At 62.5% G+C, this 21,183-nt stretch carries 24 protein-coding genes and 1 pseudogene; 9 read left to right on the top strand and 16 right to left on the bottom strand.

Annotated elements, in window-relative coordinates:
* Positions 1–60: 60 nt before the first annotated feature.
* A complete protein-coding gene (locus tag AB1495_RS02410; protein ID WP_037944722.1) occupies positions 61–462 on the bottom strand; it encodes a MerR family DNA-binding transcriptional regulator in 402 nt (133 codons plus the stop codon).
* 228 nt (positions 463–690) lie between these two features.
* Here AB1495_RS02410 and AB1495_RS02405 point away from each other — a divergent pair, with 228 nt between their 5' ends.
* Positions 691–1,437, top strand: a complete 747-nt coding sequence (locus tag AB1495_RS02405; RefSeq protein WP_037966187.1) for a LuxR family transcriptional regulator — start codon at positions 691–693, stop codon at positions 1,435–1,437.
* 99 nt (positions 1,438–1,536) lie between these two features.
* Complete coding sequence (locus AB1495_RS02400; protein ID WP_005849460.1) at positions 1,537–1,782, top strand: hypothetical protein; 246 nt, start codon at positions 1,537–1,539, stop codon at positions 1,780–1,782.
* A gap of 119 nt (positions 1,783–1,901) precedes the next feature.
* Here AB1495_RS02400 and AB1495_RS02395 read toward each other — a convergent pair whose 3' ends face one another.
* Entirely contained in the window at positions 1,902–2,279 is a 378-nt protein-coding gene (locus AB1495_RS02395) for a MerR family DNA-binding transcriptional regulator (RefSeq protein WP_005849459.1), read from the bottom strand.
* Positions 2,280–2,393: 114 nt separating this feature from the next.
* On the opposite strand from AB1495_RS02395, the gene AB1495_RS02390 reads away from it, so the two are divergent.
* The 3 genes from AB1495_RS02390 to AB1495_RS02380 are packed head-to-tail and all read left to right on the top strand — an operon-like array spanning position 2,394 to position 4,682.
* A complete protein-coding gene (locus AB1495_RS02390) occupies positions 2,394–2,816 on the top strand; it encodes a PaaI family thioesterase (protein ID WP_074634676.1) in 423 nt (140 codons plus the stop codon).
* The gene (locus AB1495_RS02385) at positions 2,813–3,325 is read left to right on the top strand and encodes a PaaI family thioesterase (protein WP_064217103.1); all 513 of its coding nucleotides are present in this window, start codon (positions 2,813–2,815) and stop codon (positions 3,323–3,325) included. Before AB1495_RS02390 ends, AB1495_RS02385 begins: the two co-directional genes overlap by 4 nt.
* Complete coding sequence (locus AB1495_RS02380; protein ID WP_074634675.1) at positions 3,318–4,682, top strand: MATE family efflux transporter; 1,365 nt, start codon at positions 3,318–3,320, stop codon at positions 4,680–4,682. Before AB1495_RS02385 ends, AB1495_RS02380 begins: the two co-directional genes overlap by 8 nt.
* A 67-nt stretch (positions 4,683–4,749) precedes the next feature.
* Here AB1495_RS02380 and AB1495_RS02375 read toward each other — a convergent pair whose 3' ends face one another.
* Genes AB1495_RS02375 through AB1495_RS02365 form a run of 3 tightly spaced genes read right to left on the bottom strand, consistent with a single transcriptional unit; the run spans position 4,750 to position 6,568 of the window.
* A complete protein-coding gene (locus AB1495_RS02375; protein ID WP_074634674.1) occupies positions 4,750–5,793 on the bottom strand; it encodes a quinone-dependent dihydroorotate dehydrogenase in 1,044 nt (347 codons plus the stop codon).
* Complete coding sequence (locus AB1495_RS02370) at positions 5,790–6,221, bottom strand: DUF1330 domain-containing protein (protein WP_037954495.1); 432 nt, start codon at positions 6,219–6,221, stop codon at positions 5,790–5,792. Before AB1495_RS02370 ends, AB1495_RS02375 begins: the two co-directional genes overlap by 4 nt.
* Complete coding sequence (locus AB1495_RS02365; RefSeq protein ID WP_074634797.1) at positions 6,221–6,568, bottom strand: DUF952 domain-containing protein; 348 nt, start codon at positions 6,566–6,568, stop codon at positions 6,221–6,223. Before AB1495_RS02365 ends, AB1495_RS02370 begins: the two co-directional genes overlap by 1 nt.
* A gap of 169 nt (positions 6,569–6,737) precedes the next feature.
* On the opposite strand from AB1495_RS02365, the gene AB1495_RS02360 reads away from it, so the two are divergent.
* Positions 6,738–8,294, top strand: coding sequence for a bifunctional UDP-sugar hydrolase/5'-nucleotidase (locus AB1495_RS02360; protein ID WP_037944716.1), 1,557 nt, complete (start codon positions 6,738–6,740; stop codon positions 8,292–8,294).
* Positions 8,295–8,392: 98 nt separating this feature from the next.
* Here the strand turns inward: AB1495_RS02360 and AB1495_RS02355 are convergent, their stop codons facing one another.
* Positions 8,393–8,749 carry a hypothetical protein gene (locus tag AB1495_RS02355; RefSeq protein ID WP_005849451.1) on the bottom strand — a complete coding sequence of 119 codons (357 nt, stop codon included), beginning with the start codon at positions 8,747–8,749 and terminating at the stop codon, positions 8,393–8,395.
* A gap of 111 nt (positions 8,750–8,860) precedes the next feature.
* Positions 8,861–9,754 carry a LysR substrate-binding domain-containing protein gene (locus AB1495_RS02350; protein ID WP_037966280.1) on the bottom strand — a complete coding sequence of 298 codons (894 nt, stop codon included), beginning with the start codon at positions 9,752–9,754 and terminating at the stop codon, positions 8,861–8,863.
* Positions 9,755–9,852: 98 nt separating this feature from the next.
* Between AB1495_RS02350 and AB1495_RS02345 the strand changes: the two genes are divergently transcribed.
* Positions 9,853–11,076, top strand: a complete 1,224-nt coding sequence (locus tag AB1495_RS02345) for an acyl-CoA dehydrogenase (protein ID WP_005849449.1) — start codon at positions 9,853–9,855, stop codon at positions 11,074–11,076.
* A gap of 45 nt (positions 11,077–11,121) precedes the next feature.
* Here AB1495_RS02345 and AB1495_RS02340 read toward each other — a convergent pair whose 3' ends face one another.
* From AB1495_RS02340 to AB1495_RS02300, 9 genes and pseudogenes are all read right to left on the bottom strand, one after another.
* A complete protein-coding gene (locus tag AB1495_RS02340; protein ID WP_074634673.1) occupies positions 11,122–12,354 on the bottom strand; it encodes a mandelate racemase/muconate lactonizing enzyme family protein in 1,233 nt (410 codons plus the stop codon).
* A gap of 63 nt (positions 12,355–12,417) precedes the next feature.
* Positions 12,418–13,509 carry a zinc-binding dehydrogenase gene (locus AB1495_RS02335; protein WP_074634672.1) on the bottom strand — a complete coding sequence of 364 codons (1,092 nt, stop codon included), beginning with the start codon at positions 13,507–13,509 and terminating at the stop codon, positions 12,418–12,420.
* A gap of 145 nt (positions 13,510–13,654) precedes the next feature.
* A pseudogene (locus AB1495_RS02330) lies at positions 13,655–13,921 on the bottom strand (MFS transporter); the annotation flags it as partial.
* Between the two features lie 25 nt (positions 13,922–13,946).
* A complete protein-coding gene (locus AB1495_RS02325; protein ID WP_074634670.1) occupies positions 13,947–15,272 on the bottom strand; it encodes a lyase family protein in 1,326 nt (441 codons plus the stop codon).
* 3 nt (positions 15,273–15,275) lie between these two features.
* Positions 15,276–15,986 (bottom strand): alpha/beta fold hydrolase, encoded by a 711-nt coding sequence (locus AB1495_RS02320; protein WP_074634669.1) that lies wholly within the window; start codon positions 15,984–15,986, stop codon positions 15,276–15,278.
* Entirely contained in the window at positions 15,979–16,767 is a 789-nt protein-coding gene (gene pcaD, locus AB1495_RS02315) for a 3-oxoadipate enol-lactonase (protein ID WP_074634668.1), read from the bottom strand. The genes AB1495_RS02320 and pcaD overlap by 8 nt, the downstream gene beginning before the upstream one ends.
* Before the next feature lie 20 nt (positions 16,768–16,787).
* A complete protein-coding gene (locus AB1495_RS02310) occupies positions 16,788–17,759 on the bottom strand; it encodes a threonine/serine dehydratase (RefSeq protein ID WP_074634667.1) in 972 nt (323 codons plus the stop codon).
* Positions 17,756–18,580, bottom strand: a complete 825-nt coding sequence (locus AB1495_RS02305; RefSeq protein WP_074634666.1) for an alpha/beta fold hydrolase — start codon at positions 18,578–18,580, stop codon at positions 17,756–17,758. Before AB1495_RS02305 ends, AB1495_RS02310 begins: the two co-directional genes overlap by 4 nt.
* Positions 18,580–19,266 carry a haloacid dehalogenase type II gene (locus AB1495_RS02300; RefSeq protein WP_074634665.1) on the bottom strand — a complete coding sequence of 229 codons (687 nt, stop codon included), beginning with the start codon at positions 19,264–19,266 and terminating at the stop codon, positions 18,580–18,582. The genes AB1495_RS02305 and AB1495_RS02300 overlap by 1 nt, the downstream gene beginning before the upstream one ends.
* 183 nt (positions 19,267–19,449) lie before the next feature.
* On the opposite strand from AB1495_RS02300, the gene AB1495_RS02295 reads away from it, so the two are divergent.
* Together AB1495_RS02295 and AB1495_RS02290 are read left to right on the top strand one after the other, a co-directional pair.
* Positions 19,450–19,878 carry a peptidylprolyl isomerase gene (locus tag AB1495_RS02295; RefSeq protein ID WP_005849439.1) on the top strand — a complete coding sequence of 143 codons (429 nt, stop codon included), beginning with the start codon at positions 19,450–19,452 and terminating at the stop codon, positions 19,876–19,878.
* Positions 19,879–19,974: 96 nt separating this feature from the next.
* Positions 19,975–21,087: a class I SAM-dependent RNA methyltransferase gene (locus AB1495_RS02290; protein ID WP_074634664.1), complete on the top strand. Its 1,113-nt coding sequence runs from the start codon at positions 19,975–19,977 to the stop codon at positions 21,085–21,087.
* The last annotated feature ends 96 nt before the right edge of the window (positions 21,088–21,183 follow it).

Here is a 21,183-nt window from a genome sequence, read left to right as displayed (position 1 = left end):
TCGTTTGGTCAGTATATCTAGGTCGGTGTATCAGGTGTTCGGGTGCGCCGGACTGCGGGCCTATTCTGCCGCGTTGCGGGCGCTGTTGATGGAGGCGATCATTTTCTCCCCCCATTTCAACTGGTTTTGCAGGTCGTCGATGGCGTTGTTCAGATCCTCGCGCTGTGCTTCGAGGTCGGCCAGACGTTCGCGCGCGATGTCATAGGTGCGCGCCAATTGGGTCTGTTGCTGGTCGCCCATGTGGTACAGGTCCAGCAACTGGCGGATTTCTTCGAGGCTGAAGCCAAAGCGCTTGCCACGCAGGATCAGTTTCAGCCGCGCACGGTCCCGTTTGGTAAACAGGCGCTTTTGTCCCTGACGTTCGGGGAAAAGCAGTTCTTTCGCTTCGTAGAACCGCAAGGTGCGCGGGGTCACATCGAAGGCGGTGCACATCTCGCGGATGGTCATCGTAGTGTTGGACATATCAGTTACTCGCTATTCTATCACTGCTGTAGAACGGTCAACTTCACCTAAACTGGGAGCGGTATAACCCAGAAACAAGCTTACGTAACTTGGACGCTACGTCAAACATTTGCTTTACGTTGAGTAAATCTGCGTAACCCCACGGGGATTTTCCCGAGGCGGTCATTGATAGGTATCTCGCGCCGACTAAGTGATGTGGGGGAGCAAGTTTTATCGGCCGGGGGGGATATGTCCGAGGATATGGATCCGCGATTATTCACAGAGTGTCTGCGCGAGGTCAGCAGCGTTTCGGCGCTATGGCTGCTGGTGCAACGCTTTGCCAAAGCGCAGGATTTTCGCACGGTCACCTATCACAGTATTGATGTGCAATCGCTTGGGGACTCCAGCTTTGGCGCTGTCGCGATCGGTATCCCGGCAGAGTTTCACCGGATGTATACCGAAGAGCACCTGTATCTGGACGATCCGTTTCCTCCCTTCGCGGCCTCACAGATTACCCCGTTTTTCTGGCGTGACCTGCCGCAGCTGACCACCTTGACCGAAAAGCAGAAAGCCTATCTGAACAGAGCGAGAGAGTTCGGCTTTGCCGATGGGCTGGTCTGTCAGGTCTTTGGGCCACAGGCGCGCAATGCTTTGGTCAGTATCGGCTTCCACCACGACAGGCCGCGCCCGACCGATGCAGAGGTTCTGGACCTGCACGTCGCCAGCCAGTTTGCCCATATGCGGTTTTGCGCGCTTGTGGCAGGCCCTGCTGCACCCAATCGGCGCTTGTCCCCGCGCGAGCTGGAATTGCTGCGTTGGATCGCGCGCGGCAAGAGCAACACCTCGATCGCGCAGATCATGGGGGTGTCGCGACACACGGTCGATACGATCATGCGGCGTCTGTTTGGCAAACTGGATGTGACCGACCGGACCCGCGCTGCGGTGCGGGGGCTGGCCTTTGGCCTGATCGACCCGTCGCTGGATAACCTGTCGTAATGCAAGGGAGCGTGACCGGATGTCGCGCACTTACGGGACGTGCGCATCACCCGTCGGACGCATAGTCGTGGCGAATTCTCAACTGTAAGTGGACAGGCCGTGGCGCAGAACAAACCCCCGAAACCCTCAACAACACCGAATACCTATGATCTTGCGCAGGGGCCGGTGATTTCCGCGTCTTCCGCATCGCGGGGGCTCAAGGATGCGGCCAAGCTCGTTGAAGACGTGGCGTATGAATTTGCTGCCTGCCTCGACGCTGATTCACTGTCGGAGCTGATTGTGACAGCAGCAGACCTGACCCGTCTTTCCGATGTGATGGGTCGGATGGCCGCGCGGCAGGCGTAAGCCGGCCCGCATCGCATCGGTTTCTCATACCATAGCTCGATGCTGCCAACGACGGCACCCTCCAGCCAGCGGCTGTCAGATATGGTAGCGCCCCGTAAACCCAAGGCGCTACACAAATATCAGTCGCGCTTGGCCAATGCGGCCTCTGTATCGTCGCGGGATTTTTGCAGTTCTTCGATGGCCTCGTCCAACTGCTTGCGCTGTTCTGCCAACTCTCCCAACTGGCGGTCCGCGCTCACGACCCACGCCCGCATTTGCGCTTCGGTGCCTTCGTTCTCATAGATCAGCAGCCACTGGCGGATGCCTTCCAGCGAATACCCGAACTTGCGCCCCCGCATGATCAGCTTCATGCGGGCGATTTCCCGCGCGCCATAGCTGCGGGACCGGCCTTCGCGCTCGGGGTGGAGCAGTTCAATGTACTCGTAATAGCGCAACGTGCGCGGCGTGACGTCAAACTCCGCACACATTTCTTTAAAGTTCAGGCGTTTGTCTGTCATCTTGGTCTCCTCAAGTTCGGAAACTATGCGGTTCACTTTCCAAGCGCAACACTGGGGTTGCTCTTGCTTGGCCGCTCGGTTGATATGGGGAGAATAACGCCAAGGAAGTAAAAAATGTCAGACAAACTTCGCATCGCCAAGCAGTTCATAGCGGCGCTGCCTTACAGCGGTGCCCTGGGCATGGGACTGCAAGAGCTGGACGGCGGCGTCGCCGTGATCGACATGCCGTATGATGAACGGCTGATCGGCGATCCGCGCACAGGTGTCTTGCATGGCGGGGCCGTGTCGGCGTTGATGGATACTTGCTGCGGGGCCGCGGTGATGAGCCACCCCAGCAACCCCGGCGGGACGGCGACGATTGATTTGCGCATCGAATATCTGCGCGCGGCTGTGCCCGGTCAACGGATCACGGCGCGGGCAGAATGTTATCACGTGACGCGGAATGTCGCCTTTGTGCGCGCCACGGCACAGGACGAAGAAGACGGCAGCCCGGTCGCCACCGCCACCGGCAGTTTCACGGTGGAGGGCAAACGATGAGCACACGGAGCAAACCCGAGGCGGTACAGGTCGTCAAAAAGCGTCGCGATGCGGCGCTGCGCGCGCTGGTGGACGGCGTGCCCTACATCAGCTTTCTGGGGATCGAGTTCGACCGCCGTGGCGACGAGCTGACCGGCGTTCTGCCGTTTTCCGACAAGCTGATCGGCAACCCGCTGTTGCAGGCGCTGCACGGTGGGGTCACGGCCTCGTTCCTTGAGGTCACGTCGATCATCACGCTCAGCTGGGAATACCTGTGGGAGGATCTTGAATCCGGTGCGCTGGCCGTCGACAAGATGGATGCGACGCATTTGCCACGGCTGCCCAAGACCATCGACTTCACCGTCGATTACCTGCGTTCGGGTCTGCCGCGCGATGCCTATGCGCGCGCGCGGATCAACCGGTCGGGGCGGCGCTATGCCTCGGTGCATGTCGAGGCATGGCAGGACAACCGCAGCAAGCTTTTCGCGCAGGCAACGGGCCATTTCCTGATGCCCCAACGCCGTGACTGACGCGATTCCCAAGGGCGAAGTCAGCGCCGTCGCCCAAGGCAAACTATCCGCGAAAGAGGTGGTGACCCACCGCCGCGTGCTGAACATCGCCATCCCGATTGTTATCTCCAACGCCACCGTGCCCATCTTGGGCGCGGTGGATACCGGCGTCGTCGGGCAGATCGGGCTGGCGGCCCCTATCGGAGCCGTGGGAATCGGCGCGATCATCCTGTCATCGCTCTACTGGGTATTCGGCTTTCTGCGGATGGGCACCGTCGGGCTGACCGCGCAGGCGGCAGGCAACAACGACGCGGCAGAGGTCGCGGCACTGCTGACACGCGGGCTGCTGATCGGCGGGCTGGCGGGCCTTGCGCTGGTGATGCTGCAGATACCGCTGTTCTGGGCGGCGTTTCAGGTTTCTCCGGCCAGCGTCGAGGTTGAGAACCTCGCCCGGTCCTATATGGGGATCCGCGTCTGGTCCGCCCCGGCGGCGATTGCGATATACGCGATCACCGGCTGGCTGATCGCGCAGGAACGCACCCGTGCCGTGCTGGTGGTGCAACTGTGGATGAACGGGCTGAATATCGCGCTGGACCTGTGGTTCGTGCTGGGGCTCGGCTGGGGTATCCAGGGCGTCGCCATCGCGACCTTTCTGGCTGAATGGTCGGGGGCGGCGCTTGGGCTGTGGTTCTGCCGTGCGGCTTTTGGAGTGCCCGCATGGCGGGACTGGGCGCAGGTGTTCGACGGGCCGCGCTGGATCAACATGATGAAGGTCAACGGCGACATCCTTGTGCGGTCGCTTCTGTTGCAGGCGGTGTTCGTCTCGTTCCTGTTTCTGGGATCGGGGTTGGGGGATGTAAAGCTCGCCGCCAACCAGGTGCTCCTGCAATTCCTGATGATCACGGCCTTTGCGCTTGACGGTTTCGCCTTTGCGGCCGAGGCGCTGGTCGGGCGGGCCATGGGCGGCAAGCAGCGTGATGTTCTGCGACGGGGCGCGGTGCTGACCAGCGGCTGGGGTCTGCTGACCTGTGCCTTGATGACCGTGGGCTTCGCATGGGGCGGGGGCATGATCATCGACCTCATGACCACGGCCCCGCTTGTGCGCGAAGAGGCGCGGGTGTTCTTGCCCTATATGGTCGCGGCCCCGCTGCTGGGGTGGGCGTCATGGATGCTGGACGGAATCTTTATCGGGGCCACGCGGTCGCGGGACATGCGCAACATGATGGCGGTGTCCTTTGTGATCTACTGTGCAAGTGCGGCGCTGCTGGTGCCGTGGCTGGGCAACCACGGGCTGTGGATTTCGCTGCTGGTGTCCTTTGTCGCGCGTGGGGTCACGCTGGCGCTGCGGTACCCCGCGTTGGAGCGTGCGGCGGGATAGGCCCCGCCCGCGCAGGGTCGGGGCGAAGTCGCGCGGATAGCGCCCCGATCTGCGCCGGGGCGTCCTGTCAAAGCCAAGCGCTGCGGTTGCTGCCCACGGCATCGGCCACGGTGTCAAACCCGTCCTGCTTCAGCAGTTTGTCGAGCCCCTTGGCGATATCCGCCGCCAGTGACAGCCCGCCATAGACCAGCGCCGTATAAAGCTGCACCGCCGAAGCGCCTGCGCAGATTTTGGCATAGGCATCCTCGGCCGAGCTGATGCCCCCGACGCCCACCAGCGGAATATCGGTAAGCGTCGACAGGCGCGCCAGCACGCGCGTGGATTTTTCGAACAGGGGCTCGCCCGACAGCCCCCCCATCTGGTCACGCTGCGCGTTCTTCAGGCCGGTGCGGTCCAGCGTTGTATTCGTGGCAATGATCGCGGCAACATCTGCGTCATTGGCGACCTCGGCCACATCGGCGATCTCCGCCTCGGTGAGGTCGGGGGCGATTTTCAGGAACACGGGCGTATCGCCGCGCACCTCCATCACGCCGGCCAGAAGTGCTGCGAGGGCGGCCTTGCCCTGCAGGTCACGCAGCTTTTCGGTATTGGGCGAGGATACATTGACCGTGGCGAAATCCACGTGATCGCGGGCAAGCTCCATCACGCGGGCGAAATCGGCGGCGCGGTCGGTGCTGGTCTTGTTGGCCCCAAGGTTGAGCCCCACGGGCACGCCCGCGCCACGGCGCGCCAGACGCGTGCAGATCGCCTGCATGCCTTCGTTGTTGAAGCCAAAGCGGTTGATCGCCGCGCGGTCCTCGGTCAGGCGGAACAGACGGGGTTTGTCATTGCCGGGTTGGGGCAGGGGCGTGGCGGCCCCGACCTCGATAAAGCCGAAACCCGCGTTGGACAGCGGCGCGACGGCGGTTGCGTTCTTGTCAAACCCCGCGGCAAGGCCGACAGGGTTGGGCAGGCTCATCCCGGCAAGCGAGGTTTTCAGCCGCTTCGATGTGACCGGACCGGGGGTAGGGGCCAAGCCAAGCCGCAGCGCGGTGATTGCCAGACCATGGGCCGTTTCGGGGTCAACCTGATGCAGGGCGCGCAGCCCCAGCTGCTCGGCCATGCGCTTCATGCAAATTCATCCGTCAGGGGCAGCGGTGCGCTGCGGATCAGGCGCGATGTCACAACCGCGGCCTGACGGTGCACCACAGCCTGTTTGTACCGCGGGTCCGAGATCATCTGCAAAAAGGCGTGGGCGTTGGGGTATTGTGCGATGAACATCACATCCCAATCCTCGTCCGAGGGGCCGATCAGCGTCGCCTCGAACTGGCCGCGCCACAGGATCGATCCGCCGACATCTGCCAGCACCGGCCCACTTTCCGCACCGTAGTTCTTATAGGCTTGCGCCCCTGTCAGCGCCTTGGCGGCCAGCGCGTGATCGTCTGGGTAGGCGGCCTTGTCGCGCAGTTTGACAAGGTTCACCATATTCAGCGGCGTGTCGCGGTCCAGCCCCTTGAAGGCGTCGAACTGTGCGCGATCCGGGTCGATATATCCTGTCATCATTCAGCTTCCTTAAAGCCAGCGGGAAATTCATGCGCCCCGTTCAGCAAGGGCAGGGGCTGGGCCCAAACCACATCCTCTAGCATGAGCATGCGGTACAGATGCGGGAACTTGGCGCCGCCGCGCGACACCTCCCATTTCAGCGCATCACCAAGGCGGTCGGTCTCTACGGCCAGAAGAAACAGGTCTGCCTCACCGGCAAAGTGTTTCGCAGCGGTTTCAGCCGCTTGTTCAGAGGTCGAGAAATGCACATAGCCATCGGCGACATCAACCGGCGCGCCCGTGGTAGAGCCGTCGCGGCGCAGGGCCTGCCATTCATCGGAGCGGAAAATTTTGTAAATCAACATAGCCGCTGTGATGCCTTGGTCGGTGCAAACGGTCAAGGGCTGTGCGCTTTGCGGCAGTGTAGGGCGGTGACCTTGGGGAAGGGCGGGTTTGCGCTCAGATGGTCTTTGACAAGGGGGCAAACTGGGGGTCACCATAGGTGCATAATTCAACCCAAAGGGGGGACCCATCATGAAACGATTCCTGACAGCCACGGCAGCGCTTGCGCTGACCTCGGGCATGGCAGCGGCGGATTATAGTCTGACCATTCTGCACACCAATGATTTCCACGCGCGGTTTGAACCGATCAGCAAATACGATGGCCCTTGTTCCGCCGAGGACAATACCGCCGGTGAATGTTTCGGGGGCACCGCACGGCTGGTCAACGCGATCAAGGATGCCAAGGCCCGCACCAACAACTATGTGCTGGTCGACGGCGGGGACCAGTTTCAGGGCTCGCTGTTCTACACCCACTACAAGGGCAAGATGGCAGCCGAGATGATGAACATGCTGGGCTATGACGGCATGACTGTGGGCAACCACGAATTCGACGATGGCCCCGAAGTGCTTGCCGGTTTCATGGAGGCGATCGACTTTCCCATCCTGATGTCGAATGCCGATGTCTCTGCCGAACCGCTGCTGGCGGACAAGCTGGCGAAATCTGCCGTGATCGAGCGTGGCGGTGAAAAGATCGGCCTGATCGGGCTGACCACCGAAGACACTCACGAACTATCGAGCCCCGGAGACAACGTTGTCTTTACCGATTCCGTAGCTGCCGTTCAGGGCGAGGTCGATCTGCTGACCGCGCAGGGTATCAACAAGATCATCGTGCTCAGCCACTCGGGCTATGGGGTCGATCAGATGGTCGCCGAGAATACCACAGGTGTTGATGTGATCGTCGGCGGGCACACCAATACGCTGCTGTCCAATACCGATGAAAAAGCCGAAGGGGCCTATCCGACGATGGTCAAGGATACGGCGATCGTGCAGGCCTATGCCTACGGTAAATATCTGGGCGAGCTGAACGTGACCTTCGATGACGAGGGTAAGATCAAGGAAGCGTCGGGCGATCCGATCCTGATCGACGCAGGCGTCGCAGAGGACGAGACCACCGTCGCCCGTATCGGCGAACTGGCCCAACCGCTTGAAGAACTGCGCAGCAAAGTCGTCGCCGAAACCACCGAACCGATCGAGGGCGACCGGTCGGTCTGCCGCGTGCAGGAATGTCAGATGGGCAATCTCGTCGCCGATGCGATGCTGGCCCGTGTGGCGGATCAGGGGATCGAGGTCGCGATCCAGAACAGCGGCGGCTTGCGCTCTTCCATCGACGCCGGAGAGGTGACCATGGGCGAAGTGCTGGCGGTGCTGCCGTTCCAGAACACCCTGTCGACCTTTCAGGTCACCGGTGCGGCATTGGTAGAGGCGCTGGAAAATGGCGTGAGCCAGATCGAAGAGGTCGCAGGTCGTTTCCCGCAAGTGGCGGGCATGACCTTTACCGTGGACACCAGCGCCGAGCCGGGCAGCCGCATCAGCGATGTCACCGTATCCGGCATGCCGCTTGATCCCGAAAAAACCTATGGCGTCGTGTCCAACAACTATGTGCGCAATGGCGGCGACGGCTATGCGCCGTTTACCTCTGCGCAGAACGCCTATGACTACGGTCCCGATCTGGCGGATGTGACGGCTGAATTCATCGCCGCCAACGGGGCCTATACGCCCTATACCGATGGCCGCATCACGGTGAAGTAAGCCACATCGCCATGTCAATGCGAAACGGCGCGCCGCTGGAAACAGGGGCGCGCCGTTTTTATTTCAAGCACCTGCGACAAGCGCAGAGATGGACCCGATCACTCGCTCAGCGGTGCGGGGTCAAAGCTGATCTCGCCGGAGTAGCTTTTGGGGTTTTCCCCAAGCGACGTGCCGATAAAGGTCACTTGGCTGTTTGCCTCTACCGTTTGGCTAAAGCTGCTGCCGGTTTCCAGCGTGCCGGATGACCACGACCCGTCACCCGCGCTGACGTTGCGCGCGGCGCTGGCGTTGTTGACAAAGCGCAGCTCGTCCCCGGCGTCGACATAGATCACGGCAGGAAAGAAGGCGTCGTCAAAGATCACGACGTCGTGGGTTTGCGCGGTCGCTGCGGTGGCAGCCGCAAGTGTGACCGCTGTCGCGCCAGCAGAAATGAGTTTGGTAAGTGAAATTGGCATATCCATGCTCCCTTTCAAAAGGGGCCCCCCCCCCTTAAAACTGATGAAGGGTGTGCTAATGCAGGATTGCGGCGGAAATAGGGCGGATATGCCTCAGAACCTTGGCCTATGCTAAAGAACCTGACCCGTTTGCCCGTCGAGCCACGTCTTGAACGACTGCAAGGCCGCGGTTTCGGCACGGTCCTCGGGCCAGACGAGGTAGTAATTCCCGATGCTCTGTGTCGTCTGCGTTGATGCCAGCACAAGCTGCCCGTCTCGCAGGTAGGGCTCGGCCGAAAAGGTAGGAAGCAGCGCCACGCCCAACCCGTGCACCGCCGCCTGCGCCATGGTTGAGAACTGGTCGAACATCATGCCGGCAGGGGGTTCTTGCGTGACACCAAGCGCGCTCAGCCACCGCGACCAGCCGCGCGGGCGGGTCTCCAGATGCAGCAGCGCATACCTCAGGATCTGGCTGGGATCCTCCAGCGGTTCGGTCAGCAGTTCGGGCGCGCAGACGGGGACCACCGTCTCGGGCATCAGCGGCAAATAGCGCACGCCGGGCCAGTCTTCCTTGCCAAAATGTATTGCAGCGTCAAAGGGGCTGTTCTGGAAGGAAAACGGATGCAACCGCGTGCTGAGGTTCACCGTCACCTCCGGGTGGGACTGGGCAAAGTCGCGCAACCGCGGGGCCAGCCAATGCATGCCGAACCCCGGCAGAATGGCAAGGTTCAGCGCCCCCGCAATCGGGTTCGTGCGCGCGGTGATGGATGCCTGAGCCAGCCTGTTCAAAACGTCACGCACCTGAATAACATAGCTTTTTCCCGCCTCTGTCAGTACCAGCTGACGCCCCTGGCGATCCAGCAGCGCCACATTCAACTGCGCCTCTAGCGTCTTGAGTTGCCGGCTGATCGCGCTTTGCGTCAGGGACAGTTCCTGCGCCGCCAATGTGGCACTGCCCAAGCGTGCCACTGCCTCGAATGCGAGCAGGGCGTTGACCGACGGAAGGAAGCGACGCGGGGCGATCATATGACTTTGACTCATAGGTTCAGGAGTAACCAGCGATAGTCATTGCCGCCGGGCTTTGCAATACTGCGCCCAAATCCGAACCCCGAGGAGGACATACCATGAGCACCGAATTGCCCGTATTGAAAGCCAAAGACGCCCCCGACATGGGCAGCTTTGATTGGGCGGATGCGTTCCGCCTGAACGAACAGCTGACCGAAGACGAACGCATGATCCAGGAAAGCGCGCGCGCCTATGCGCAGGAAAAACTGCAGCCCCGCGTGATCGACGCTTTCGCCAATGAAACCACCGACCCCGCGATCTTCCGCGAGATGGGCGACATGGGCCTTCTGGGTGTCACCGTGCCCGAACAATACGGCGGCTTGGGCGGCAATTATGTGTCTTACGGTCTGGTTGCGCGCGAAGTGGAACGTGTGGACAGCGGCTATCGGTCGATGATGTCCGTGCAATCCAGCCTCGTCATGTACCCGATCTACGCCTATGGCTCGGAAGAGCAGCGGATGAAGTATCTACCCAAACTGTCCAGCGGCGAATTCATCGGCTGCTTTGGCCTGACAGAACCCGATGCAGGCTCTGACCCTGCGGGCATGAAAACCCGTGCGGTGAAAACCGCCAACGGCTACAAGCTGACCGGCTCCAAGATGTGGATTTCGAACGCGCCGATCGCGGATGTCTTCGTGGTCTGGGCCAAGTCCGAAGAGCACGGCGGCAAGATCCGCGGCTTCATCCTTGAAAAAGGCATGAAGGGTCTGTCCGCGCCCAAAATCGGCAACAAACTGTCGCTGCGTGCCTCGATCACTGGCGAGATCGTGATGGACAACGTCGAAGTCGGCGAAGATGCCCTGCTGCCTCATGTCGAAGGTCTGAAAGGCCCGTTCGGCTGTCTTAACCGCGCCCGCTATGGCATCAGCTGGGGTGCACTGGGGGCCGCTGAATTCTGCTGGCACGCCTCGCGTCAATACGGTCTGGACCGCAAACAGTTCAACAAGCCGCTGGCGCAGACACAGCTGTTCCAAAAGAAACTTGCCGACATGCAGACCGAAATCGCGCTTGGCCTGCAAGCCTCGTTGCAAGTGGGTCGTCTGATGGACAACGCCAACGCCGCGCCCGAGATGATCTCTATCGTCAAGCGCAACAATTGCGGCAAGGCGCTGGACATCGCCCGCATGTCCCGCGACATGCACGGCGGCAACGGCATCAGCGGCGAATTCCAGGTGATCCGCCATATGATGAACCTCGAGACGGTGAACACCTATGAAGGCACGCACGACGTGCACGCGCTGATCCTGGGCCGCGCCCAGACCGGCCTGCAGGCGTTCTTCTAAATCTCTGGCTGAGGGGGCTGCGGCCCCCTCATACCACCGGACCCGTCAGGATTTGACCGACGGTGCCCCCCCTTCAAACGCATTCCCGTTGACGTAATCACAAGGCGCTGACTGCATTTCCAGGTGCAGCCCGTTGCCGGTATACGGATGCGCGCGGGCCAATGCCTCGTCCACCTCAATGCCCAAACCGGCTGCGGTGGGGGCTGTGATAAACCCGTCCTCCACCTTGATCGTGCTCTTGATCAACTGGTCGTGGAAGGGCGTCTCGATACATTCGCACATCAGGATATTGGGGATCGACGTGGCCAGATGGATATTGGCCGCCCATTCCACCGGGCCCGCATAAAGATGCGGCGCAATTTGCGCGTTATAGACCTCTGCCATGGCGGCGATCTTCTTGGCTTCCCAGATGCCACCGACACGGCCCAAGGCAGGCTGCAGGATCGCCGCCGCCCCGGACCGCAGCACCGGCGCAAACTCGGCCTTGGTGGTCAGCCGTTCTCCGGTCGCGACTGGGATCGGCACGGCACGCGCTACGGCGGCCATCTGCTCCACCGCATCCGGCGGGATCGGCTCTTCGTACCAGAGCGGGCTATAGGGCGCGATGGCGTTCCCCAAACGGATCGCGCCTGCGGTGGTGAATTGCCCGTGGGTGCCGAACAGCAGATCGGCCTTGTCGCCAACGGCCGCGCGGATCGCTTTGCAAAAGGCGACAGATTGCGAGATGTCGGTCATCGCCGGCATATGCCCGCCGCGCATGGTATAGGGCCCCGCCGGATCGAACTTGATCGCGGTATAGCCACGCGCCACACAGTCCAGCGCCGATTCCGCCGCCATCTCGGGCGAGGTCCAGAAGGCGGTCATATCGTGATGCGGCAGCGGGTAGAGATAGGTATAGCCCCGCACGCGCTCGTTCATCCTGCCGCCGATCAAGGCATAGACCGGACGATCCCGATCCTTGCCCAGAATATCCCAGCAGGCGATCTCCAGCCCCGAAAACGCGCCCATGACGGTCGGGTCGGGCCGCTGGGTAAAGCCTGACGAATAGGCGCGGCGGTACATCAGCTCGATGTTTTCGGGATTCTCGCCCTGCATGTGACGTGCAAAAACATCCTCGATCACCGCGCGCATGGCCTGCGGCCCGACCGACGCGGCATAGCATTCGCCCCAGCCTACAATGCCGGTATCCGTGGTCAGCTTGACCAATATCCAATAGCGCCCGCCCCAACCGGGGGCAGGGGGCGCTGTGACGATAACCTCAAGATCTTGCAATTTCATCGCGTGATCCTCTTTTCCAAATGGTTCAAAATCCCGGGGGTGCGGGGGCTGGCCCCCGTGGCGCTAGCGGTCAAACAGGATGACATTGCGCCGCGCGGCACCGGTCTTGGTATCCTCGATCGCGTCGTTGATCTGCTCCAGCGACCACCGCCCCGAGATAAGCTCGTCCAGTTTCAGCCGTCCTTGGGCATATAGATCGACCATCCACGGAATATCGCGCTGGATCACCACATCGCCCATTTTGGAGCCGACCGTGCCCTGACCCATTGCGGCGAATGTGCCGGGGTCATAGGTCGCGCCGTCGCCGATATGAGGCATGCCGACCATGACCACACGCCCCCCCGCGGCAAGGTATTTCGGGGCGTCGTTATAGGCAGGGATCGCCCCAACGGTCACGATCACCGCATCCACGCCCTTGCGGCCAATCGCCTGTCCCAACTGCCCCCAGGGTTTGTCTTCGGTGGCAAGGATACCATCCGTGGCCCCGAACTCCTTGGCGATCTCCAGCTTCTCGGCGCTCATATCCACGGCGACGATGCGGCGGGCCCCGGCGATGCGCGCGCCCTGAATGGCGTTCAGCCCGACGCCACCGGCGCCGATGACCACAACGTCTTGACCGGCCCGCAATTGCGCAGCATTGACCACCGCACCGACGCCGGTGATCACCCCGCAGGCGATCAGGCTGGCGGCATCCTTGGGAATATCGGCGCTGATCCTGACGACCTGCGCCTGATCCACAACGACTTTTTCGGCAAAGGCACCGGATGCCATGGCCTGATGCAGCTTGCCGCCGTCTTTGGTTTTCAGCGGGCCGGTGTCGCCGTCATAGGGGGTTTCGCAGATCACAGGACGACCGCTGGCGCAGTTGGGGCAGCTGCCGCAGGCGCGGATCAGCGTGACCACGACGCTATCCCCGACCGAGACGCCGCTTACCCTGTCGCCCACAGCGGTCACCCGTCCCGCGGCCTCGTGACCATAGACCGCGGGCAGCGATCCGCCCCAGCCCCCACTGGCAAAGGAAATGTCCGAATGGCAGATCGCTACGGCATCCAGCGTCACCTCGACCTCTGCCCCCTCGGGGGCGCGGAGTTCTACGTCTTCGATTTTCAGAGGAGCACCAAATTCATGGCAAACGGCGGCTTTGATCAACGGCATAACGGGTCCTTCCGGGCGCGTGAGTTTTGGGGGAGGGTGGCAAGCTCTGCCCCCTCCCGCAAGCGCTATATGCGCCGCGCTGCGTCAGGCTTACGTTATGTCAGTCCACATGCGCGGGATTTATACGCACGCGCCGGAAGAGCACCAAGGCGACCACCCGCGCCATTACGGTCAGCGAGGTCAGCAGCACCGGCCTGCGCCCGAAGCGGTCGGACAGGCTGCCCACCAGCGGGCTGAAGAGGAATTGCATCACCGCGAATGTCGTCGCCAACACACCGCCCCACAGCGCGGCGCGTGACAGATCGGCGGATTGGACCTGCGCGATCAGGTCCGGCATCACAGGGATGATCAGACCAATGCCCATGGCATCGATCATGACGGTCAGGATGATAAATATGACCGCCGGACGCATGGGCTATCGCGCGCCGGTTGCGCGGTTACAGCGCACGCGCGCGGGCCACAAAAGCGGCTGCATCTGCGGGGGTCTGTCCCATCTGGGTTGACGGGTCGAAAAGGGTCTCGGCCACGTCGGGGTAATCCGCGTGGACCAGATCGGCCAGCGGCACCTGTTTGGCCAGCGCATCCTGACAAAGCTGTTTGGTGATCTTCTGGGCCGCGGGGCGGGGCATCGTCTTGGCCAGGGCGAAGCTCAGCGCTTCGGCGTGGATCAGGCCTAGCCCTTCTGTCAGCGCGCTGTGCATTTTCACAGGGTGCGGCGTCAGCCTCGCGACAAGGCTTTTTGTGTGGTTCAGCGCGGCGGCAAGGCTCAGTGCCAGCTGGGGCACGGCCATCCATTCCGCGAACCACGCGCCGCCATCACGCTGATGCTGATGCGCCGCGGCGGCCTGTAGCGTGGCGCGCTGGCCGGTGAACTGGTGCCCGAGGGCGACAATCGCCGAGGGCCCCACGGGGTTCTGTTTTTGCGGCATGGTCGACGACGCGCCTGCCGCCCCAAGGGCAAGCTCGGCGGTTTCGGTCATGGTCAGCGCCAGCGTGCTTTGCGCGATATGCGCCAGCGCTGCCATCACGCGGCCCTGCCAATCGGCGATGCGCAGCACGGGGCCGCGGTCCACATGCCAGCTGCGCCCGGGGTCTTGCAGCCCAAGCGCTTGGGCCAGCTGCGCGCGGGTCTCGGCAGCCTTGGGACCAAGGGCAGAGCCCGTCCCCGCCGCCCCCGACAGGGACACGAACAGCGCCCCTTCGCGCAGCGCCTCAAGCTGGTCGAGCGCATCGCACAGTGGCATGCCCCATTCCGCCAGCACCGCGCCCCAGCTGGTGGGGGTGGCGTGCTGGCCATAGGTGCGGGCAGGCATCGGCAGGGATTGGTGCTGTTCGGCACCTGCCGCAAAGGCCGCAATGATCTCGCGCAGATCGGTTTCCGCCAGCTTGAGCGCCTGACGCAGGCGCAGCATCAGCGCGGTATCGATGATGTCCTGACTGGTCGCGCCCCAATGCACGTGCTGGGCAAATTCCGGTGCCTGCATCTCGGCGCGGAATTGGGCCAGAAGCCCCGGCACGGACACGCCGTTTTCTCCGGTAGAGGCGGCGATCGCCCCGGGGTCGACCTGAATCTCGAGAGAGGCGCGGTGGATCGCGGCGGCGCTCATCTCGGGGATGATACCAAGGCTGCCCTGCACCTTGGCCAGCGCCCCTTCGACCAGCAGCATCGCGCGGATCGCAGCGCTGTCCGAGAACAGGCGGCCTGCGTCACCGGTGTTGAAAAGCTGTGCGAACAGGGGGCTGTCAAAGACGCTGGCGGCCATGGGTTACCTCGGGATAATGTCGTCAATGATCCGCGCCAGACCGGCGGGATCGGTAAAGAAGGGTGAATGCCCGCAGGCCATCTCATGAACATCCGCGCTTGGCCAGTCTTTCGTCATCGTGACCTGATAGGCGGGCGGGATGGTGCGGTCGTCCATACAGCGGATATAGCTGCGTGGCATGGCGTCCGCACGGGCAGTATCCGCCAGAGGCTTGATCGTCGGGGCCACGGCCTGCGCGCAGAGGCGCGGTGCGGCAAAACCTGCGACATCCGGCGGGCAGTCGTGATAGAACAGCGCCTCTGTCATCGCGGGATCAAGGGTAAAGCTTTTGCCGTCGGGGGCGAGGCGCACAGCGGGCATCAGCGGTTGCGACGGGGCCTGTTTGCGCATCTCGGCCAGCGACAGCCCCGCCGCAGGGACGTAGGCACATAGATAGATCAGCCGCGCCATGGCGCTTGGATCTTTCTGTGCCGCCGCCCCGATGGCAAAACCGCCCATCGAATGACCCACCACCACCGTATCGGGGGTAGAGGCCGCAAGCACCGCATCGGCATAGCTATCGAGCGTGACCGCGTTGACCGGCGTCGTGTCGTCGCCGTGGCTGGGCAGGTCAATCGCACGGGGGCTGTGGCCCAATTCTTGCAACGCAGGGATCAGATCACGCCAGCACCACGCACCGTGGCACGAGCCGTGGACCAAAAGGATGTCAGACATGGCCGACGCTCTGCAAAAACTCGGTGAGCAGCGCTGCATACTTCTGTGGGTGTTCGACACAGGGCAGGTGGCCGGCCTTGCGGATGATCTTGAACTTGGATCCCGGGATCAGGTCGATGGTCTCGCGCACCAGATCAGGGGGGGTGGACCCGTCTTCGGAGCCCGCGATCCCCAGCACTGGCAGGCGCAGCGCCGCCGTGGGCGTGTAGAAATCCGTCCCCGAAATCGCGGCAGAGCAACCGGCATAGCCTTCTGCCGGTTGGCGTACGACCATATTGCGCCAAAGCTCAAGCTCGGGCGTGGCGCGGAAGGGGGCGGCGAACCAGCGTTCCATGATGGTGTCCGCCATCGGTTCGATCCCGCTTTCTTGCACTGCGCGCACACGGTCTGCCCACATGTCCTTGGTGCCGATCTTGGCGGCGGTATTGGACAGCACCATGGCGCGGATCAGGTCCAGCCGCTTGGTGGCGAGCCCTTGGGCGATCATTCCGCCAATGGACAGCCCGACAAAGACGCAGCCCTTTACGCCCAGATGATCCAGCAGTTTTTCCGTATCACCAATCAGCGCCCCCATCGCATAGGGCGCAGGCGGGCAGGACGACAGCCCATGGCCGCGTTTGTCAAAACGAATGATGCGCAGACCCTTGGGCAGCAGCGGCAGGATCGGATCCCACAGGCGCAGATCAGTCCCCAGTGAATTGGCAAAGACCACAGGCGCACCGTCCTCGGGGCCATCCACACGGTAATGCAGACGCACGTCGCCAGTATCGAAAATCTTCATGTCAGAACCTCCTGTGGGCGTCAGTCAAGCGTGGCAAGCGCCCGCGAGAAAATATCACTGTCTACATTCCCGCCCGAGATGGTGACGATCACATCGTCGCCGTCGATCTCGTCTTGCCGGAACAGCGCGGCGGCGAGGGCCACAGCCCCGCCGGGTTCGGCCACAAGTTTCAGCCGGTTGAACGCATGGCCAATCGCCTGCAGCGCCTCTGCGTCGCTGACCACAAGGCCGGGGCCGCAAAGCCGCTTGAAGATCGGAAAGGTCAGATCGCCCGGTTGCGGCGTGACGATGGCATCGCAGATCGACCCGCCAAGGGCGGCGTTGCGCGTGATCTCTCCTGCGGCGAGCGACCGCGCGGCATCGTCAAAGCCTTCGGGCTCGGCGGTACGCGCGCGCAGCCCCGGTGCCTCGGCTTCAAGCGCCAGCGCAATGCCAGAGGTCAGCCCCCCGCCACCACAGCAGGCAATCACATCGGCGCGGGCGATCCCCGCTTCGGCGGCCTGCTGCGCGATCTCGAGCCCCGTTGTCCCCTGACCGGCAATCACCAGCGGGTCGTCGAACGGTTTGATCAGCGTCAATTCGCGTTCCTCCGCCATAGCCGCGCCGATGGCGTCGCGGTCCTCGGTCATGCGGTCATAAAGCACGACCTCGGCCCCAAGCGCGCGGGTGTTGGCGATCTTCAGACGGGGGGCGTCGGCGGGCATGATGATGACCGCAGGCACCCCGTGCAGCTTGGCCGCATAGGCAACACCTTGGGCGTGGTTGCCACTGGAAAAGGCGATGACCCCCTTGGCGCGCACGGAGGGCTCCAGTGCTGACACCGCCGACCAGCCGCCGCGAAATTTGAAGCTGCCGGTGTGTTGCAGGCACTCGGGCTTGACCCAAACGCGCCGCCCCGCGATGTCATCCAGAAACGGAGAGTTCAGCAAAGGCGTGCGCCGCACGTGCCCCTCCAGCCGCCGCGCTGCCGCGCGGATCATGTCGATATTCATTGCATCTTCCCGATCCATTCGTTCAAGGCCGCAACCGCCTCTGGTTCGTCCAGAAACGGAATATGCCCACGTCCCGGCACCCGCGCGACCACCATATCGGGGCGGCGGCGTTCCATCTCTTGCAAGGTTTCCTCGCTCAGCAGATTGGACGCCATGCCACGGATGCAGGCAATTGGCAGCCCGTCAAGCGCGTCAAAGAATGGCCACAGGTCGGGGGAGGGGGCAGAGAACGCCTTGGCCACCGCATCGCGCAGGTGCTTGTCATACGTGATCTGCAAGCCGCTTTCGGTCTGGGTGTAATGCTTTTGCGCCTCTTCCATCCACCGGCTGTCGGGCACGTCGTCAAATTCGGGAAACACACGCGGCATGGCGGCGGCGGCCTCGGCATGGGTCTTGGCGGCAGGGTTGCGGCCGATATAGCCCATGATGAAATCCAGCCCCTGCGGGTCAATATGCGGGCCAACGTCGTTAAAGGCGACGCCCAGCAACCTATCCTTGGCTCCCTTGGCCAGCCCCAATGCATTCAGCCCCCCGCGCGAGGTGCCAAGCACGGCGGCCTTGTCGATGCCAAGATGATCCAGCAGCTCCAGCGCATCACGACATTCAATAGGGGGGGAATAGTGTGACCAGTCAGGGTCGAAGTCAGATTGCCCGCGCCCGCGATAGTCCATCTTGATCAGACGCACGCCCTTCAGATGGGGGGTGACATAGTCGAAATCCGCTGTGGTCCGGGTCAATCCTGCAAGACAGAGAATCGGCAGACCCGCCCCTTCGTCGGTGAAATAGAGCGATAGCCCGTCGGATGTGGTGAAATGAGCCATTATACGCCTGCCAGTTCTGGGATGCCGTTGAGGTCCTGCAGCACATGGGCCGGTTGCCACGGCAGCCGGTCCATCGGCTCTCCCGCGCGGTTGACCCAGGCGGTGGTAAAGCCAAAGCCTGTCGCCGCCGCCGCATCCCATCCGTTGGACGAGACGAACAACACCTCTGAGGTCGCGCAATCAAAGCGCTGTCCGACCAGTTCATAGACTTTCGCATGTGGTTTGAAGACGCCGACGCTTTCCACCGACAGCACCGCATCCAGCGTGTCACCCAGATTGGCGGAGGAAACCGCACCGTCCAGCATGGCTGGTGATCCGTTCGACAAGATCGCGGTATTCAGCCCAGCTTCCTTCAGTGTTTTCAGCATCTTGGGTACTTCGGGGAAGGCCTGAAGCTCCCAGTAAAGCGCCAGCAGGCGTTCGCGCAGGGCGGGGTCGTTATCGTGGCCGGTCTTGGCCAAAGCCCAGTCCAACCCGTTTTGGGTGACCTGCCAGAAATCATCGTGTGCACCGGTGACAGCGCGCAGCCAGGAATAGCCAAGCTGCTTTTGCCGCCAATGTTCGGCGACCTGCGGCCAGCTGTCTTTTATCGCTGCAAAATCCGGCTCTGACGCGGCTTGTCGTGCGGCTGCGGCCACATCGAACAAGGTGCCATATGCGTCGAACACGCATGTTGTAATCGCCATGATTTCCCCCCTGAATATTTCTTTCGCAAGACTGTCACGACCCGTCACGACAGAAAAGGCCGAAAAACTGGCCTCATGGGGGTTTACGACGGGACGCAGGCTTGAAACACTGCGCGCCGAACCCGGAGCACCCGCGCAGATACGCGGCCTCCTGTATTTTCCCTTTATGGATCGGAGCTTTCTATGACGCAGGTTAAATCCGGCGATACTGTTGCTATTCACTACACTGGTACCCTGCTTGACGGCAGCACCTTCGACAGCTCGGAAGGGCGCGAGCCTTTGGAGTTCACGGTCGGGTCCGGCCAGATCATCCCCGGCCTCGACAGCGCGATGCCCGGCATGGAAGTCGGCGACAAGAAAGTCGTCAAGATCGGTAGCGCAGAGGCCTACGGCGATGTGAACCCCGAGATGCGTCAGGCCGTGCCACGCGAAGGCATCCCTGCGGATATCCCGCTGGAAATCGGCACGCAGTTGCAGATGCAAACCCCGGACGGGCAGGCGATGCCGGTGATGGTTGTCGAGGTTGACGACGCCACTGTGACACTTGACGCCAACCACCCGCTGGCGGGCAAAGACCTGCAGTTCGACATCGAACTGGTAAAAATCGCTTGAACCAGGCCCATACAGTCCGGCGCTTTTGATCGCGCCGGACTGTCTTGTCCTAAGAAACCGCTCGAAACCTCGCGCGCCGCGCAGTAAGCAGCGGTTATGGACAGTCAAAACACCTTCGACATTTTTATTGTGGCCACCCCCGGTCTGGAAGACATGCTTCTCGCCGAGGTGACAGAGAAAGGCTTTGCCAATCCTGTGGCCTCGCCCGGCGGGATCACGGTGCAGGGCGGCTGGCCCGAGGTCTGGCGCGCGAACCTGCAACTGCGCGGAGCCTCGCGCGTGCTGGCGCGGATCGGGTCCTTCATGGCGTTCCATCTGGCGCAGCTGGACAAGCGCGCGCGCAAGTTCCCCTGGGGCGATGTGCTGCGAGCCGATGTGCCGCTACGGGTGCAGGTGACCACGAAAGCCTCTAAAATCTATCACGCCGGTGCCGCGACGCAGCGGATTGAAACCGCCTTGCGCGAAAGTCTCGGGGTTACGATCTCGCCCGAGGCGGCACTCGTGCTCAAGGTCCGGATCGACGACAATGTGGTGACCATCAGCCTCGATACTTCGGGTGATGCGCTGCACAAGCGCGGCCACAAGGAAGCCGTGGGCAAAGCGCCGATGCGCGAAAATCTGGCCTATCTGATGCTGCGTCAGGCGGGGTACACGGGCACCGAGACGGTGGTCGATCCGATGTGCGGCTCAGGGACCTTCGTAATCGAGGCGGCCGAGATCGCCATGGGCCTCAACCCCGGCCGCTCGCGCCATTTCGCTTTCGAAGACCTCGCCAGTTTTGACGCTGACCAATGGGCCGCCATGCGAGACACCCCCGCCACGTCGACGCCGCTGCGGTTCTACGGTTCCGACCGCGACGCCGGTGCCGTCCGGATGAGCCGTATGAATGCCGAACGGGCAGGGGTGGCCGATGCCGTAACCTTCGAAAACCACGCCGCGGGGGAGCTGACGCCGCCCGATGGCCCCCCCGGCCTTGTCATGGTGAACCCGCCCTACGGCGGGCGCATCGGCAACAAGAAACTGCTTTATCCGCTTTATGGTACGCTCGGCCAAACGCTGCTGACCCGCTTTAAAGGCTGGCGCGTTGGCCTCGTCACGTCCGAGCCGCCCTTGGCCAAAGCCACGGGCCTGCCGTGGAAACCCCAAGGCCCTGCGATCGCCCATGGCGGCATGAAGGTCTGGCTCTACCAAACCCCGCCCCTGCGCTAAACGCGACGCCCTATTTCCAAATGGTCTGAAATCCCGGGGTCCGGGGCAGAGCCCCGTAAATAGAACTTTGTGGCAGCGCCCCGGTCCGCCAGTACC

Source organism: Sulfitobacter pontiacus (assembly GCF_040790665.1).
GTDB classification, from domain to species: Bacteria; Pseudomonadota; Alphaproteobacteria; order Rhodobacterales; family Rhodobacteraceae; genus Sulfitobacter; species Sulfitobacter pontiacus.
Note: the sequence above shows the minus strand (reverse complement) of the source record. Positions and strands in the feature narration are given on the sequence as shown.

Bases quoted from the DNA above. Each gene is read 5' to 3' on its own strand.
- AB1495_RS02355 (WP_005849451.1), bottom strand. From the start codon at position 8,749: ATGCCAATTTCACTTACCAAACTCATTTCTGCTGGCGCGACAGCGGTC.
- AB1495_RS02410 (WP_037944722.1), bottom strand. From the start codon at position 462: ATGTCCAACACTACGATGACCATCCGCGAGATGTGCACCGCCTTCGAT.
- AB1495_RS02385 (WP_064217103.1), top strand. From the start codon at position 2,813: ATGAGCACACGGAGCAAACCCGAGGCGGTACAGGTCGTCAAAAAGCGT.
- AB1495_RS02305 (WP_074634666.1), bottom strand. From the start codon at position 18,580: ATGGCTCATTTCACCACATCCGACGGGCTATCGCTCTATTTCACCGAC.
- AB1495_RS02390 (WP_074634676.1), top strand. From the start codon at position 2,394: ATGTCAGACAAACTTCGCATCGCCAAGCAGTTCATAGCGGCGCTGCCT.
- AB1495_RS02350 (WP_037966280.1), bottom strand. From the start codon at position 9,754: ATGATCGCCCCGCGTCGCTTCCTTCCGTCGGTCAACGCCCTGCTCGCA.
- AB1495_RS02335 (WP_074634672.1), bottom strand. From the start codon at position 13,509: ATGCCGTTGATCAAAGCCGCCGTTTGCCATGAATTTGGTGCTCCTCTG.
- AB1495_RS02295 (WP_005849439.1), top strand. From the start codon at position 19,450: ATGACGCAGGTTAAATCCGGCGATACTGTTGCTATTCACTACACTGGT.
- AB1495_RS02405 (WP_037966187.1), top strand. From the start codon at position 691: ATGTCCGAGGATATGGATCCGCGATTATTCACAGAGTGTCTGCGCGAG.
- AB1495_RS02300 (WP_074634665.1), bottom strand. From the start codon at position 19,266: ATGGCGATTACAACATGCGTGTTCGACGCATATGGCACCTTGTTCGAT.
- AB1495_RS02345 (WP_005849449.1), top strand. From the start codon at position 9,853: ATGAGCACCGAATTGCCCGTATTGAAAGCCAAAGACGCCCCCGACATG.
- AB1495_RS02395 (WP_005849459.1), bottom strand. From the start codon at position 2,279: ATGACAGACAAACGCCTGAACTTTAAAGAAATGTGTGCGGAGTTTGAC.
- pcaD (WP_074634668.1), bottom strand. From the start codon at position 16,767: ATGAAGATTTTCGATACTGGCGACGTGCGTCTGCATTACCGTGTGGAT.
- AB1495_RS02310 (WP_074634667.1), bottom strand. From the start codon at position 17,759: ATGAATATCGACATGATCCGCGCGGCAGCGCGGCGGCTGGAGGGGCAC.
- AB1495_RS02375 (WP_074634674.1), bottom strand. From the start codon at position 5,793: ATGAAGCGCATGGCCGAGCAGCTGGGGCTGCGCGCCCTGCATCAGGTT.
- AB1495_RS02340 (WP_074634673.1), bottom strand. From the start codon at position 12,354: ATGAAATTGCAAGATCTTGAGGTTATCGTCACAGCGCCCCCTGCCCCC.
- AB1495_RS02290 (WP_074634664.1), top strand. From the start codon at position 19,975: ATGGACAGTCAAAACACCTTCGACATTTTTATTGTGGCCACCCCCGGT.
- AB1495_RS02325 (WP_074634670.1), bottom strand. From the start codon at position 15,272: ATGGCCGCCAGCGTCTTTGACAGCCCCCTGTTCGCACAGCTTTTCAAC.
- AB1495_RS02365 (WP_074634797.1), bottom strand. From the start codon at position 6,568: ATGTTGATTTACAAAATTTTCCGCTCCGATGAATGGCAGGCCCTGCGC.
- AB1495_RS02370 (WP_037954495.1), bottom strand. From the start codon at position 6,221: ATGACAGGATATATCGACCCGGATCGCGCACAGTTCGACGCCTTCAAG.
- AB1495_RS02320 (WP_074634669.1), bottom strand. From the start codon at position 15,986: ATGTCTGACATCCTTTTGGTCCACGGCTCGTGCCACGGTGCGTGGTGC.
- AB1495_RS02360 (WP_037944716.1), top strand. From the start codon at position 6,738: ATGAAACGATTCCTGACAGCCACGGCAGCGCTTGCGCTGACCTCGGGC.